The sequence below is a fragment of the Mycobacterium kubicae genome, from assembly GCF_015689175.1.
GTDB classification, from domain to species: Bacteria; Actinomycetota; Actinomycetes; order Mycobacteriales; family Mycobacteriaceae; genus Mycobacterium; species Mycobacterium kubicae.
Genome location: NZ_CP065047.1, coordinates 536085 through 552943 on the forward strand (window position 1 = coordinate 536085; position 16859 = coordinate 552943).

A 16859-nucleotide genomic window follows, 5' to 3' on the forward strand; every position below is an offset into this window, starting at 1 on the left:
TCGCCCAGCCGGTCCGGCTCCGCTCAGCCGTTGCTGCCGGGGGTACCGGACGGGCCCTGCTGGCCGGCCACTCCGGCGCCGACCGCACTCCCGCCGGCACCGCCGTCGCCCTGGCTGCCGCCGGTGCCGCCGGCCCCGGTGGTGCCGGTACCGCCCGCGCTGCCGCCGGTGCCCGCCGCGCCCGGTGTGCCTGCCGGGCCGCCGGCGCCGCCGTTGCCGCCGCTGGGTCCGGTGCCGCCGGTGCCGCCGTTGCCGTCGGGCGCGCCGCCGTTGCCGCCTGCCCCGCCGGTCTGCCCGGTGGTGGCGCTGCCGCCGTTGCCGCCGGCCCCGCCGTTGCCGGCCTTGCCGCCATTACCGGAGGTGGCCCCGCCGCTGCCGCCGTTGCCGCCGGCGCCGCCGACTCCGCCGTTGCCGCCGGTGCCGCTGTTACCGCCGACGCCGCCGTTCGGGTTGGCGCCCGCGCCGTCGGCGCCCTTGCCACCGGTGCCCGGTGCCCCGCCGGAGCCTGCGGCCCCGCCGTTGCCGCCCGCACCGCCGGTGCCGGCACCTTGGGCATTGCCGCCGGCGCCCGCGGCGCCACCGGCGCCGCCGACTCCGCCGTTGCCACCCGCGCCGCCGGCGCCGTTGTTGACGGTGATGTCTCCGGCCGCGCCGGTGCCGCCGGCCCCGCCTGTTGCGCCCTGGCCGCCGTTGCCGCCGACGCCTCCGTTGCCGGAGATCGAGCCGCCCAGGCCGCCCGCGCCGCCGGTGCCGCCGGCGCCGCCGGCCTGACCGACGCCGCCGTTGTCGCCGGGGTTGACGCCCCCGCTGCCGGCCGTCCCCGCGGCGCCGTTGCCGCCGACGCCACCGTTGCCGCCGTTACCGACGTTGCCGCCGTTGCCGCCGGCTCCGCCGTTGCCGCCGGTGGCGCCGGGGGTAGTGGCGTTGAAGCCGGCGCCGCCGGTGCCGCCGTTGCCGGCCGGTCCGGTCACCGCCACGCCGTTGCTGCCGCCCGCGCCGGTGGTCGACCCGGTGCCGCCGGTGCCACCGGTGCCCGCGGTGCCGGCGTTGCCGCCGTTTCCGCCCACACCGCCGTTGGGGTTGGCCGCGGTGCCGTTGGCGCCGCCGCCGCCGCTGCCGGGGGTACCGGCGTTACCGCCGTTGCCGGCCTTGCCGCCCGCGCCTGCGGTGCCGTTGGATCCGGCGCCCAGCGCGGTGCCACCGACGCCACCGTTACCGCCGTTGCCGCCGGCCCCGCCGTTGCCGCCGTTGCCGCCGGCCTGGCCGGCGCCGTTGTTCGTCCCGGCCACCCCGGTAGCGCCGGTCACGCCGGTGCCGCCGGCGCCGCCGTTGGCCCCGGTACCGCCGGCCCCGCCGGCACCGCCGTTGCCGGAGGTCGATCCCCCGGCGCCGCCGTTGCCGCCGCTACCGCCGGACCCGCCGGCCTGGCCGTTGCCGCCGCTGGCGCCGGCCGTGGCCGGGTTGGTGCCGGCCGTGCCGGCGACCCCGTTGCCGCCGGCGCCGCCCTTGCCGCCGTTGCCGATGTTGCCGCCGTTGCCGCCGTTGCCACCGGTGCCGCCGTTGGCGCCCGCGGCGGAGGAGGTGAAGCCCGTGCCGCCGTTGCCGCCGTTACCGGCCGGGCCGACGATCGAGGCGCCGTTGCTGCCGTTGGCCCCTGCGGTCGATCCGGTGCCACCGGTGCCGCCGTTGCCCGCGGCGCCCGCGTTGCCGCCGTTGCCGCCTGCCCCGCCGTTGACGTTGCTGGCGGTGCCGTTGGCGCCGGTGCCGCCGTTGCCCGGTGCGCCCGCATTGCCACCGCCGCCGGCGTTGCCCCCGGCGCCGGTGGTGCCGGCGACGCCGCTGGTGACCGTGCCGCCCGCCCCGCCGTTGCCGCCGTTGCCGCCGGCGCCGCCGTTACCGCCGTTGCCGCCGGCCTGGCCCGCTCCGCTGTTGGTCCCGGCTACACCGTTGGCGCCGGTCACGCCGGCCCCGCCGTCGCCGCCCCGGGCGCCGGTGCCACCGGCGCCGCCGCTGCCGCCGTTGCCGGACACCGAGCCGCCGTTGCCGCCCAGACCGCCGTTGCCGCCCGCACCGCCGGCCATTCCGTCGGTGCCGCTGGCGCCCGCGGTGGCGCCGTTGGTGCCCGCCGTGCCGGCAAAGCCGTTGCCGCCGGCCCCGCCGTTACCGCCGTTGCCGTGGCTGCCGGCGTTGCCGCCGTTGCCGCCGCTGCCGCCCGCGGCGCCCGCGGTGCTGGTCTGGGTGTAGCCGGTGCCGCCGTTGCCGCCGTTGCCGACGGCCCCCGCGGCGAGGGCGCCGTTGGTGCCGGCGGTGCCCGCCTTGGTGGTGGAGGTGCCGCCGGTGCCGCCGGTGCCTGCGGTCTCGTTGCCGCCGGTGCCGCCGTTGCCGCCGTTGGGGTTGGTGGCGGTGCCGGCTGCGCCGTTGCCGCCGTCGCCCGGGGTTCCGGCCTTGCCGCCGTTGCCGCCGTTTCCGCCGACGCCGTCGACACCGTTGCTGCCGACGCCCTGCGTCTTGCCGCCGACTCCGCCGTTGCCGCCGTTTCCGCCGTTGCCGCCCACGCCGCCGTTGCCGCCGTTTTGGCCGGAGCCGATTCCGGTGCCGTACTGGTCGACGTCTGAGACGCCGTTGCCGCCGGTCACGCCGTTGCCGCCGGCGCTGCCGGCCGCGCCGTTGCCGCCGGCGCCGCCGGTGCCGCCGTTGCCGGAGACGGAGCCGCCCATACCGCCGGCACCGCCGTTGCCGCCGGACCCGCCGGCGCGGCCGTCGACGCCGGAGTCGCCCGCCTTGGTGCCGTTGGCACCGGCCAGGTTGTCGACGCCGTTACCACCGGCGCCGCCGTTACCGCCGTTACCGATGGAACCGCCGTTGCCGCCGTTGCCGCCGTTGCCGCCGCTGGCGCCCTTGGTCAGCGGGTTGTAGCCGGCGCCGCCCTGACCGCCGTTGCCGGCCGGTCCGGTGACCGACGCGCCGTTGACGCCCGCGGTGCCGGGTGTGGACCCGGTGCCCGCCGTACCGCCGGTGCCGGCGATGCCGGCGTTGCCGCCGTTGCCGCCGTTGCCGCCGTTGGGGTTGGTCACGGTGCCGGCCGCGCCGGTGCCGCCGTTGCCGGGTGTGCCCGCTTTGCCACCGTTGGCGCCGTTGCCGCCGGTGCCGGTGGTGCCCGCGGCGCCGCTGCCGTTTTGCAGCGCACCCGCCGCCCCGCCGTTGCCACCGGAGCCGCCGTTACCGCCGTTGCCGCCGTTGCCACCGTTGCCGGCCGCGCCGTTGTTGACTCCGGGCAGACCGGCCTTGCCACTCACTCCGTTGCCGCCCTTGCCACCGGCGGCGCCGTTTCCGCCGGCCCCGCCGTTGCCGGCATTGCCGGAGATGTTGCCGCTGGCCCCGCCGGCGCCGCCGTTACCGCCGGAGCCACCGGATGTGCCGCTGGTGCCGCTGCTGCCGGCGGTGGTCCCGTTGACGCCGGCCGTGCCGGCCGTGCCGTTGCCGCCGGCCCCGCCGTTGCCGCCATTGCCGATCGAACCGGCGTTGCCGCCGTTGCCGCCGTTGCCGCCGGAGGTGCCCGGGGTGGTGGGGTTGAAGCCGGCGCCGCCGTTACCGCCGTTACCGGCCGTGACGGTGGGGATGGTGCCGGCTTTGCCGCTCGCACCGAGGGTGGAGCCGTTGCCGCCCGCACCGGCGCCGCCGCCGCTGCCCAGGACGCCGCCGTTGCCGCCGTTGCCGCCGTTCGGGTTGGCGGCCGTGCCGGCCCCGCCGTTGCCGCCGTTGCCGCCGACACCGTTGCTGCCGCCGTTGCCGCCGGCACCGCCGACGCCCGCCTTGTAGCCGGCCGCGCTGGGCGCTCCGCCGTCACCGCCCTTGCCGCCGCCGCCGCCGTTGCCGCCGCCGCCGCCGTTGCCGCCGCCGCCACCGTTGACGCCGTCGGCCCCGCTACCACCGGTGCCGCCGGAGCCGCCGTTTCCTGCGGCACCGCCGGCGCCGCCGTCCCCGCCGAGCGTGCCGCCCTTACCGCCGGTACCGCCGTTGCCGCCGGTGCTGCCGCTGCCGCCGATGCTGCCGTTGGCGCCCGGCGTGCTGCCGCCGGCGCCGGTCTGGCCGATCGCGCCGGTGCCGCCCTTGCCGCCGGTGCCGCCGGTGCCGTACTGCCCGGCGTTGCCGCCAGTACCGCCGTTGCCGCCGTTGACGCCGGGCGTGGTGGAGTTCCAGCCGGCCCCACCGGTGCCGCCGTTTCCGGCGATGGTGGTGGGAGTGGCGCCGGACTTGCCGTTGCTGCCGGTGGACGAGCCGCTGCCACCCAGACCGGCGTTACCGCCGCTGCCCGGGTTGGCACCGTTACCGCCGGTGCCACCGTTGGGGTGGGCGGCGGTGCCCGCGGCACCGGTGCCACCGACCCCGCTCACTCCGCCGTCACCGCCGTTGCCGCCGGCCCCGCCGGTGCCGACGGTGCCCTTGGTGACCGTCCCGGCGCTACCGCCCGCGGCGCCGGCGCCGCCGGTGCCGCCGTTACCGGCGTTGCCACCCGTGCCACCGTTGACGCTCCAGTCGCCGGTACCGCCCGCGCCGCCGGTGCCACCCGCGCCGCCGTTGCCGCCGGCGCCGCCGTTACCGCTGTTCCCGGCGATGGTGCCGCCGTTGCCGCCCTTACCGGCCGCGCCGCCGGCGCCGCCGGTGCCGCCGACACCGCCGTTTTGGCCCGGTCCGCCGGTCGAACCGGTCACGCCGGTGCCGCCGGTGAAGCCGTTGCCGCCGTTGCCGCCGTTGCCGTAGGCCCCGGCGTTGCCGCCGTCGCCACCGGCGTAGCCGGTCTGGCCGGCGCCGGGCAGGCCGAACGCGTTGCCACCGTTGCCGCCGTTGCCGGTCGCGGTGGTCGGGGTGGTGCCGGCGCTGCCGTTGCCGCCGAAGCCGCCCGGCCCGACACCGCCGGTGCCGCCGCCGCCGCCCGTGCCGGGATTGCTGCCGCTGCCGCCCTTACCGCCGCCGAGGTAGCCGTTGCCGCCGGTGCCGCCGGCCGCGCCCAGGCCGCCGTTGCCGCCGTTGCCGCCCTTGCCGCCGGTGCCGCTGAAGGTGTTGGCGCCGTCGCCACCGCTGCCGCCGGCCGCGCCGTTGCCGGCGTTACCGCCGGCGCCGCCCTTGCCGTTCAGGGTGCCGCTGTTACCGCCGTTGCCGCCCGCGCCGCCGCTGCCGCCGGCCTGGCCGGTGCCACCGTTGGGGTTCAGGGCGGTCCCGTTGCTGCCGTTCTGGCCGGCCGCGCCGCTGCCGCCGTTACCGCCGGCGCCGCCGTCGCCGTACAGGCCGCCGTCACCGCCGACACCGCCCTTGCCGCCGTTGGCGCCCGGCACGGTGGCGTTGAAGCCATCACCGCCCTGGCCGCCGTTGCCGCCGACGCCGGTGGGCGTGGTGCCGCCGGTGCCGTTGGCACCCTTGGCGCCGGCGCCCGACCCGCTGCCGTTGGCGCCGCCGCTGCCGCCGGTGCCGCCGCCCGCGCCGGTGCCGGGGTTGCCGCCCTTGCCGCCGGCGCCGCCGTCGGGGTTGGCGATGGTGCCGGCCGCGCCGTTGCCACCGTTGCCCTGGGTGCCGCCGTTGCCGCCGTTGCCGGCGTTGCCGCCGGCCGCACCGGTGCCCGCCGCGCCGTTGGTGGCGTTGCCGCCGGCGCCGCCGGCGCCGCCGTTGCCGCCGGTCCCGCCGCTACCGCCGCTGCCGCCGTTCTGGCCGCCGCCGATGCCGGTGCCGTAGGCGTTGGAGTTGGCGACACCGTTGTTGCCGTTCACGCCGCTGCCGCCGTTGCCGCCGCTGCCCGCGTTACCGCCGAGCCCGCCCGCGCCGCCGTTGCCGACGGTGGTGCCGCCGGCGCCACCGGCGCCGCCTTGACCGCCGGCCCCGCCGTTACCGCCGGTGCTGCCCGAAGAGCCGGTGTTGACGCCGTTGCTGCCGGTCGCACCGTTGGAGCCGTTGCCGCCGGCGCCGCCGGCGCCGCCGTTGCCGTTGGTGCCGCCGCTGCCGCCCTTACCGCCCGCGCCGCCGGCCAGGCCGTTGCCGCTGGCGTCGGTGGCGTTGGGTGCCTGGCTGAAGCCGACGCCGCCGTTGCCGCCGTGACCGGCCGAGCCGGTGAAGCCGGCGCCCGCGGTGCCGTTGCTGCCGCTGACGTCTCCGCCGCCGTCCAGGCCGCCGATACCGCCGGCGCCGCCGCTGCCCGCGTTGCCGCCATTGCCGCCGTTGCCGCCCGCGGTGCTGGTCGCGATGCCGGCCGCGCCGTTGCCGCCGCTGCCCGGTGTCCCGGCCGCACCGCCGTTGCCGGCGTTGCCGCCCGCGCCCACGGTGCCCGCGGTGCCGTACAGGCCGGCGCTACCGCCGGTGCCGCCTTGCCCGCCGTTGCCGCCGACCCCGCCGTTGCCGCCGTTGCCACCGTTCTGGCCGGCGCCGACGCCGGTGCCGTAGTTGTCGACGCCGGATACGCCGTTGCCGCCGTTGTGCCCGGTGCCGCCCTTGCCGCCGTCGGCGCCGGATCCGCCGGCACCGCCGGCGCCGCCGTCACCCAGGTTGGCCCCGGCGTCCCCGCCGGCGCCGCCCTTACCGCCGGCGCCGCCGGCCTGACCGGTGCCGCCGTTGTTGCCGTCGCTGACTCCGTCGACGCCCGCTGCGCCCGCCACGCCGTTGCCGCCGTTGCCGCCGGCGCCGCCGCTGCCGTAGTTGCCGCCGTTGCCGCCGGCGCCGCCGTCGCCGCCGTTGGCGCCGGCCGCAGTTGAGGTGAATCCGGTGCCACCGTTGCCGCCGTTGCCGACGGGCGTGGTGGGCATGGCTCCGTCGAGGCCGTACTTGCCGGTGCCCGAGCCGCTGCCGTTGCTGCCGCCGGTACCCCCGGCGCCCGCGGTGCCCGCGTTGCCGCCGTTGCCGCCGGCCCCGCCGGTCGGGTTAATGGCCGTGCCGGCCGCGCCGTTGCCGCCGCTGCCCGGCGTGCCGGCGTTGCCGCCGTTGCCGGCGTTGCCGCCCAGACCCGAGGTGCCCGCGACGCCCTTGGTCGAGCCGCCGCCGACTCCGCCGTTGCCGCCGCTGCCGCCGTTGGCTCCGTTGCCGCCGTTGCCGCCGGCCTGTCCGGCGCCGTTGTTGACGCCGGCGACGCCGGTCGCGCCGTCCTGACCGGTGCCGCCGGTGCCGCCGTTGCCGCCGCTGCCGCCGTTACCGCCGGCGCCGCCGTTGCCGGCGTTCACGCCGCCCTTGCCGCCGCGGCCGCCGTCACCGCCGGACCCGCCGGCTTGCGCGTTGCCGCCGCTGTCGCCGGCCTTGACGCCGGCGGTGCCGTCCGTGCCGGCCACGCCGTTGCCACCGTTACCGCCCGAGCCGCCGTTACCGACGTTGCCCCCGTCACCGCCCGCGCCGCCGCTGCCGCCGTTGGCGCCCGGTGTGCTGTAGGTGTAGCCGTTGCCGCCGTTACCGCCGTTGCCGCCCGAGGTGGCGGTGCTGCCCTTCGCTCCGGCGCTGGGGGTGCCGGTGCCGGTGCCGACCTTGCCGGCCGCGCCGGCGCTGCCCGCGTTGCCGCCGGTGCCGCCGGCCCCGCCGTTGGGGTTGGCCGCGGTGCCGTCTGCGCCGATGCCGCCGTTGCCCCCGGCCGCGCCGTTGCCGCCGTTGCCGGCGCTGCCCGCCTTGCCGATGGTCGATCCGGTGCCGCCGTTGCCGCCCGTGCCGCCGGCGCCGCCGGCGCCGCCGTTACCGGCCGCGCCGCCCGCGCCGTTGTTGATGCCGGCCACGCCGGCCGCGCCGTTGCCGCCGATCGCGCCGTTGCCACCGCTGCCGGCATTGCCTGCGGCGCCCCCGGCGCCGCTGGCCGCCTGGGTACCGCTGCCGCCGGCCGTCTTCCCGCCGACGCCGCCGTTGCCGCCGCTACCGCCGTTGCCGCCCGCACCGCCGGACCCGCCGGACTGACCGGCGGCGTTGTTGGTGCCGACCACGCCGTTGGAGCCGGCCACACCGGCACCGCCGTTACCGCCGTCGGCGCCGGTCCCACCGGCGCCACCGACTCCGGCCGCGCCGGACACCGAGCCGCCGTTACCACCCTGGCCGCCGCTACCACCGGCGCCACCGGCCTGCCCCGCGCTGCCGCTCTCGCCGGGGTTGACGCCATTGCCGCCCGCGTTGCCGGCCACACCGTTACCGCCGGCACCACCGGTGCCGCCGGTGCCGACATTGCCGCCGTTGCCGCCGTTACCGCCGGTGCCGCCACTGGCGCCGGCGACCGTCGAGGTGAAGCCCGCCCCGCCGTTACCGCCGTTACCGCCCGAGCTGGGGGCGGTGCCGTTGGAGCCGGCGCTGGGCGTGCCCGAACCGGTGCCGACCGCGCCGCGGACCCCTGCGGTGCCCCGGTTGCCGCCGTTGCCGCCGTTGCCGCCGTTGGGGTTGGCCGCCGTGCCGTCGGCGCCGATGCCGCCGTTGCCGCCAGCGGCGCTGTTGCCGCCGTTGCCGGCGCTGCCCGCCTTGCCGATCGTGGACCCGGCGCCGCCGTTACCACCGTTGCCGCCGGTGCCGCCGTTACCGCCGGCCGCGCCGGCGCCGCCGGTTCCGCTGTTGGTGCCCGCCACGCCGCTGGCGCCGGCACCACCGGCGCCAGCGTTGCCGCCGGCGCCACCGTTGCCGGCGTTGCCGCCAGCACCGCTGGCCGCCTGGAGACCGGTGCCACCCAGCGTCTTGCCGCCGGCCCCGCCCGCGCCGCCGGAGCCGCCGGCCCCGCCGTTGCCGCCGCTGCCGCCGGCCTGACCGGCGCCGTTGTTGACCCCGCTGGTGCCGACCGCGCCGCTGACACCGGCGCCGCCCTTGCCGCCGTCGGCTCCGGCGCCGCCGGCGCCGCCCACCCCGGCCGCGCCGGAGGTCGAGCCGCCGTTGCCGCCCTGGCCGCCGATGCCGCCGGACCCGCCGGCTTGACCGGCCCCGCCACTGTCACCGGCGTTGACGCCGTTGCTGCCGACCGTGCCGGCCACTCCGTTGCCGCCGGCGCCACCGGCGCCGCCGTTGCCGACCGAGCCGCCGTTACCGCCCGCGCCGCCGTTGCCGCCGCTGGCGCCGGCCACGGTCGAGGTGAAGCCGGTGCCGCCGGTGCCGCCGTTGCCGGCCGCGCCGAGGACCGAGGCGCCGTTGCTGCCGGCGGCGGCGCTGCCGCTGCCGCTGCCGTTGGCCCCGCCGGATCCGCCGCTACCCGCGGAGCCGGCGTTACCGCCGTTGCCGCCATTGCCGCCGGTGGTGTTGGTGGTCGTGCCGGCCGCGCCGTCACCGCCGCTGCCGGGCGTGCCGGCGTTGCCGCCGTTGCCGCCGACGCCGCCGACGCCGTTGCTGCCCGCGGTCGCGCCGGTACCGGCCGTCCCGCCTTTACCGCCGGCGCCGCCGGCGCCACCGGTGCCGCCGTTACCGCCGTTGCCGCCGGCTTGCCCGCCGCCGATGCCGGTGCCGTATTTGTTGAGGTCCGCGGTGCCGTTGGCGCCGGTAATGCCGGTGCCACCGGAGCCGGCCGCGCCGCCGCTGCCGCCGTTGCTGGCGTTGCCGCCGTTGCCGTTGGCGCCCGCGGTCGCGCCGGACCCGCCGGCCTGGCCGCCGGTGCCGCCGTTGCCGCCGCTGCCGCCCTTACCGCCGGCCCCGCCGTTGCCGCCGTCGTATCCGGCGCCGTTGTTGACGCCCGAGATGCCGTTGGCACCCGCCGCGCCGGCCCCGCCGTTGCCCGCCGCGCCTGCGTTACCGCCCTTGCCGGCCGCCCCGCCGTTGCCCGCGGTGCCCGCGGTCGCGCCGTTGGTGCCCGCGCCCGCCGCGCCGCCCTGGCCGCCGTCGCCACCGGCGCCGCCGCTGCCCGCGTTACCGCCGGCCTGACCTGCTCCGCCGGCTCCGGTGGTGGCGACGCCGTTGGCGCCGTTGATCCCTGAGCCACCCGTGCCGCCGGCGCCGCCGATACCGCCGGCCCCGCCGTTGCCGCCCTTGAAGCCGGTGCCCGCGCCGGTACCGCCGGCCCCACCGGCGCCGCCCTTACCGCCCGCCGCGCCGTTGGTGCCGCTGTCGCCGGCGTTGACGCCGTTGATGCCGTTGGTGCCGGCCGCGCCGTTGCCGCCGGCCCCGCCGTTGCCGCCGTTGGCGCCGGTGCCGTCGGCGCCGCTGAGCGCGGTGCCGCCACCGGTGTTGGCGCCGCCCGCGCCGCCCTTGCCGATGCCGCCGGCGTTGCCGCCGGCCCCACCCGCGCCGCCGTCGACGAAGGTGCTGGTGCCATCGGCACCCCGACCACCGTCGCCCGCGACACCGGCGTTGCCGCCCTTGCCGCCGACGCCGCCGCTGCCGTCAGTGCCCGCGGTGGCGCCGGTGCCGCCCTTACCGGCAGCGCCACCGGCGCCACCGGTGCCGCCGGCACCACCGTTGCCACCGGCCTGCCCGGCGCCGCTGTTGACACCCGCGACGCCGCTGGCGCCGTTGCTGCCCGCGCCGCCGGAGCCGGCCGCGCCGCCGCTGCCGCCACTGCTGGCGTTGCCGCCGTTGCCGTTGGCGCCCGTGCTCGCGCCGACCCCGCCGGCCTGGCCGCCGGTGCCGCCATTGCCGCCGTTGCCGCCCTTACCGCCGGCCCCGCCGTTGCCGCCGTCGTATCCGGCGCCGTTGTTGACACTCGAGATGCCGTTGGCGCCCGTAGCGCCGGCCCCGCCGTTGCCGGCGTTGCCCGCGTTGCCGCCCTTGCCGGCGGCCCCGCCGTTGCCCGCGGTGCCCGCGGTCGCACCGTTGGTGCCCGCGCCCGCCGCGCCGCCCTGGCCGCCGTTACCGCCGGCGCCGCCGTTGCCGGCGTTGCCGCCGTTACCGCCTGCGGTGCCCGCGCCGTTGGTGGCTGTGCCCGCGACGCCGTTGAGGCCCGAGCCGCCGGTGCCGCCGCCGCCACCGATACCACCGGCGCCGCCGCTACCACCCTTGAAGCCGGTGCCCGTGCCGGAACCGCCGGCCCCGCCGGCGCCGCCCTTACCGCCGGCCAGTCCGTCGGTGCCGCTGTCGCCGGCGTTGACGCCGTTGACGCCGTTCGCGCCGGCCGCGCCGTTACCGCCCGCGCCGCCGTTGCCGCCGCTGGCGCCGGTCCCGTTGGCGCCGCTTTGCGCGGTGCCGCCGCCGCCGTTGGTGCCGCCGGCCCCGCCCTGGCCGATGCTGCCGGCGTTGCCGCCCGCCCCACCCGCGCCGCCGTCGACGAAGGTGGCAGTGCCGTCAGCGCCGCGGCCGCCGCCGCCGGCGAAGCCGGCGTTGCCGCCTTTGCCGCCGACGCCGCCGCTGCCGTCCGTGCCCGCGATGACACCGGTGCCACCCTTGCCGCCGGCGCCACCGGTTCCGCCGGTGCCGCCGGCGCCGCCGTCACCACCGGCCTGACCAGCGCCGCTGTTGACACCCGCGACGCCGCTGGCCCCGGTGCTGCCGGTGCCGCCGGACCCTGCCGCGCCGCCGGCGCCGCCGTTGCTGGCGTTGCCGCCGTTGCCGTTGGTGCCCGCGGTTGCGCCGACGCCGCCGGCCTGGCCGCCGGTGCCGCCATTGCCGCCGCTGCCCCCGGCGCCGCCGTTACCGCCGTTGCCGCCGGCGTACCCGGCGCCGTTGTTCACCCCAGCGGTGCCGTTGGCGCCCAGAGCGCCGGCGCCCCCGGCGCCGGCCACACCCGCCGCGCCGCCGTTACCGGCCGCGCCGCCGTTGCCGGCGTTACCCGCGGTGGCGCCCGGGCTGGTGACCGCGCCAGCCGCGCCGCCCTTGCCGCCGTCGCCGCCCGCGCCGCCGTTGCCGGCATTGCCGCCGTTGCCGCCGGCCTGGCCCGCGCCGTTGGTGGCTTGCCCGTTGGCGCCGTTCACCCCGGAACCGCCGGTGCCGCCCGCGCCGCCGATGCCGCCGGCGCCGCCGTTGCCGCTGTGGGTTCCGGCGCCGCCGCTGGCTCCGCCGGCACCGCCGGCGCCGCCCTTGCCGCCGGCGGTGCCGTTAGTACCGCTGTCGCCGGGGTTAACGCCGTTGCCACCGTTGCCGCCGGCCGCCCCGTTGCCGCCGGCACCGCCGTTGCCGCCGTTGCCCACATTGCCGCCGGCCCCGCCGGCGCCGCCGTCGCCGCCGTTGGCGCCGGGTGTGGTGGCGGTGAAGCCGGTGCCGCCGTGACCGCCGTTGCCGGCGAACCCGGCGACCGCCGCGCCGTCGGCGCCGTTGTTCGCGGTGCCGCCGCCGCCGTTGGCGCCGCCGGCGCCGCCCTTGCCGATGCTGCCGGCGTTGCCGCCGGCCCCGCCGGCGCCGCCGGCGGTGTTGGTGACCGTCCCAGCCGCGCCGTCACCGCCGCTGCCCGGGGTGCCGGCGTTACCGCCGGCTCCGCCTACGCCGCCGCTGCCGTTACCGCCCTGCACGCCGGTGGTGCCGCCGCCCAGGCCACCGGTGCCGCCGGCGCCGCCAGCCCCGCCAGTGCCGCCGTTGCCGCCGTCGCCGCCGGACTGGCCGCCGCCGATGCCGGTGCCGTACTTGTTGACGTCGGCGGTGCCGTTGGCGCCGGTGATGCCGTTGCCGCCGGATCCGGCCGCTCCGCCGACCCCGCCGTTGCTGGCGTTGCCGCCGTTGCCGTCGGCGCCGGCCTGTGCCCCGGAACCGCCGGTGCCGCCCGCGCCGCCGTTGCCGCCGTGGCCGCCCGCGCCGCCGTTGCCGCCGTGGCCGCCCGCGCCGCCGGCACCGCCGGCGTAGCCCGCGCCGTTGTTGACTCCTGCCGTGCCGTTGGCCCCGGCCGCGCCGACACCGCCGTTGCCCGCGGTGCCCGCGGCTCCACCGTTGCCGGCGGCTCCGCCGTTGCCGGCCACCGCACCCGCACCGCCGGCCGCGCCGCCATTACCACCCGCGCCACCGGCGCCGCCGTTACCGGCGTTGCCGCCGGCCTGGCCCGCCCCGCCGACACCGTTGGTGGCCACCCCATTGGCGCCGTCCACACCACTGCCACCCTGGCCGCCGGCCCCGCCGGCGCCGCCGGCACCGCCGTTGCCGCTGTGGGTGCCCAGGGTGCCGCTGCCCGCACCACCCTTACCGCCGTCACCACCGGCCCCGCCGGCCTGCCCGTCGGTCCCGCTGGCGCCGGGATTGACCCCGTTGGTGCCGGACTTTCCGGCCACGCCGTTACCACCGGCGCCACCGTCACCACCGCTACCGACGTTGCCGCCCGCGCCACCATCGCCACCATGACCACCGCTGGCACCCGGAGTCGTCGCGCTGTAGCCGCTGCCGCCCGCGCCGCCGTTACCGGCCGCCGCCACGATCGCCCCGTCATCACCGGCAGCACCCGAACCGATACCACTGCCGTTGGCGCCACCGCTGCCGCCGGTACCCGAGACACCGGCATTACCACCGGCACCACCCCGACCACCGTCGAGGAACGTCGCAGTGCCATCCGCGCCATGGCCACCGTCACCCGGGCGGCCCGCGTTGCCGCCGTTACCGCCGGCGCCGCCCAGGCCGTCGTTGCCCGCCGCGCCCGTGGTGCCGCCGCCGAGGCCACGGTGCCCGCCGGCGCCGCCGGTCCCGCCGCCGCCGCCATTGCCGCCGTTACCGCCGGCCTGCCCCGCGCCGGAGTTGACCCCGGCGGTGCCGTTGACGCCGGACACACCGGTCCCGCCAGATCCCGCGTTACCGCCGATGCCGCCGTTGCTGGCGTTGCCGCCTGTGCCGTCGGTGCCCGCGTTCGCCCCGGTACCGCCGGATACGCCGCCGGTACCGCCCTTACCGCCGTTGCCGCCGGCCCCGCCGGCGCCGCCGTTCCCGCCGTCGTATCCGGCGTTGTTGTTGACACCCGCGGTGCCGTTGGCGCCATTGGCGCCGGTCCCGCCGTTGCCCGCGGTGCCCGCGGCCCCGCCGTTGCCGGCCGCTCCGCCGTCGCCCGCGTGGCCGGCGATGCCGCCCGTGCCGGCCGCGCCCGCGGCGCCGCCCTTACCGCCGTCGCCGCCGGCGCCGCCACTGCCGGCGTTTCCACCGGCCTGGCCCGCGCCGCCGACACCGCTGGTGGCGGCGCCGTTCGCGCCGGAGACGCCCGAACCACCGACCCCACCACTGCCGCCGGTGCCGCCGGTGCCGCCGTCACCGCCGTGGGTGCCGGCGCCGCCGCTCTTACCACCCGCGCCGCCGTCGCCGCCCTTACCGCCGGCCAAACCGCTGGTGCCGCTGTCGCCCGCGTTGACGCCGTTGGTGCCGTTGGTGCCGGCCGCGCCGTTGCCGCCGGCGCCACCGTTGCCGCCGTTACCGACATTGCCGCCGGCCCCGCCGGCCCCACCATTGCCGCCGTTGCCGCCCGCCGTGGTGGCACTGAAACCGGTGCCGCCAGCGCCGCCGTTGCCCGCCGGGGCGGCTACCGTCGCACCGCCTGCGCCCTTGGCGCCCGTCCCGCTCCCGCTGCCGTTGGCGCCGCCGGAGCCGCCGGTACCCGCCGCGCCCGCGTTACCGCCGTCGCCGCCCTTACCGCCGTCGAGGTAGGTGGCGTTGCCGTCGGAGCCGTGCCCACCATCACCGGGGCGCCCCGCAGCGCCGCCGTCACCGCCGGACCCACCGGTGCCCGATGTGCCCGCGGTGCCGTGGGCCGCCGTGCCGCCGACCCCGCCCGCGCCGCCGGTGCCGCCGGTGCCGCCGTTGCCGCCGCTGCCGCCGGACTGACCCGCGCCGTTGTTGACGCCGGCGACACCGTTGTTGCCGGTGACACCGGCGCCGCCCGCGCCACCGCTGCCGCCGCTGCCGCCGATACCGCCGGCGCCGCCGTTACCGGCCATCGAGCCGCCGGTCCCTCCGGCGCCGCCCCGACCGCCGGACCCACCGGCCAGGCCGTTGCCGCCGCTGTCGCCGGGGTTGATGCCGTTGGCGCCGGCCACTCCGGCCGCGCCGTTGCCGCCGGCCCCGCCGTTACCGCCATTGCCGTAGTTTCCGCCGCGCCCGCCGGCCCCGCCGTCACCGCCGTTGGCGCCGGCCGTGGTGGCGCTGTACCCCGCGCCGCCGTTACCGCCGTTACCGCCCGCATTCGTCGGTGTGGTGCCCGACGCACCGTGCACGCCGATGGTGGAACCGGTGCCGCCGACGCCGCCGGCCCCGCCGGCCCCGTTGTTGCCGCCATTACCGCCGTTGCCGCCGTTGGGGCTGTTGGCCGCACCCGCGGCGCCGTCACCGCCGTTGCCACCGATTCCGCCGCCACCACCGGCCCCGCCGGCGCGCCCGGCGCCCGTGGTACCGGTGTGGCCGAACAGCCCGCCGCGACCACCGGCACCGCCATTGCCGCCGTTACCGCCGGCGCCGCCGGCGCCGCCATCGGTGCCGTCACCGCCGTTGCCGCTGGGGAAGGTCCCCATGGCGCCGTCGACGCCATGACCGCCGGTGCCACCGGCCCCGCCCAGCCCGCCGTTGCCGCCGTTGCCGCCGTTGCTGAACAGCAGCCCGCCTCTACCGCCGACGCCGCCGGAACCGCCGTGACCGCCGGCGCCGCCGGTGCCGCCGTTGACGGCCGCCAGACCCGCCGCGCCGTTGCCGCCGTTACCGCCGGCGCCACCGTTGCCGTACAGCCAGCCGCCCCTACCGCCCGCACCGCCGTCGCCGCCGTTGCTGCCCGGGCCACCGCTGCTGCCGCCGGTGCCGCCCCCGCCGCCGGCGCCCAACAACAGGCCGGCGCGGCCGCCGGATCCACCGGTACCGCCGGTAGCTGCGCCGCTGCCGCCGGCGCCGCCGGCGCCACCGGCGCCGTACAGTCCGCCGGATCCGCCGGCGCCGCCTAGGCCGCCGTCACCGGTGTGGCCGATGCCGCCGGCGCCACCGGCGCCACCCGCACCGCCAGAAAGCCAGCCGGCGTTGCCGCCGCCACCGCCGCTGCCGCCGATGCCGCCGGCACCGCCCGCGCCGCCGGCGCCACCGGCACCGGTCAGGAGGCCGCCGTGGCCGCCGTATCCGCCGTGTCCGCCGAATGCCGGGCCGCTCCCACCCGCTCCGCCGGCGCCGCCGGAGCCCAGCAGCCAGGAGTTACCGCCGCCGCCACCGGCGCCACCGGTCCCGGTAGCGCTGAGGTTGGCGCCGCCGGCGCCGCCGGCCGCGCCGTTGCCGTAGAGCAGGCCGCCGTTGCCGCCGTTGCCGCCGGCCGCCCCGGCTCCGCCGTACGCGCCGGCGCCGCCGGCACCTCCGGCACCGCCGTTGCCCAGCAGCCACGCGTGGCCGCCGGTACCACCGGCTCCACCGGCACCGAGCAGTCCGGCGCTGGCGCCGCCGACACCGCCCGTGCCGCCATTGCCCCACAGCCATCCGCCGTTGCCGCCGGCGCCGCCGGCGCCGCCGTTGCCGTTGAGGGACATGCCGCCCGCGCCGCCGACGCCGCCGTTACCGATCAACCCGGCGCTGCCCCCGGCGCCGCCGGCCTGCCCGGCGGCACCCGATGCGCCCGCGCCGCCGTTACCGATCAACAACCCGCCGTTGCCGCCGGCCTGGCCCGGGGCGGTGCCGTTGGCGCCGTCGCCGATCAGCGGGCGCCCAAGCAGCAACTGGGTGGGTGTGTTCACCGCGTCGAGCACGGCTTTTTCGAAGGCCTGCAATGGTGAGGTGTTGGCGGCCTCGGCCCAGGCGTAGGAGTTGCCCCCGGCGTTGAGGGCCTGCATGAACTGGGTGTGGAAGGCCGCGGCTTGCGCGCTGATGGTCTGGTACGCCTGGGCGTGGCTGCCGAAGAGCGCCGCGATGGCGGTCGACACCTCGTCTTCGGCGGCGGCCAGCAGGGTGGTGGTCGGGCCCGCCGCGGCCGCGTTGGCCGCTTCGATCGCCGAACCGATTCCGGCGACGTCGGATGCCGCTGCCAGCAGCGCCTCGGGGGAGGCGAACAGGAATGACATCTGGACCACCTATCTCGCTAGGCCACGATGGAG

The 16859-nt window shown here is 79.8% G+C and carries 1 protein-coding gene; it reads right to left on the reverse strand.

What is annotated here, in order from left to right:
- Positions 1-23: 23 nt before the first annotated feature.
- Positions 24-16826, reverse strand: a complete 16803-nt coding sequence (locus I2456_RS02575) for a PE family protein (RefSeq protein ID WP_205880219.1) — start codon at positions 16824-16826, stop codon at positions 24-26.
- Between the last annotated feature and the right edge of the window lie 33 nt (positions 16827-16859).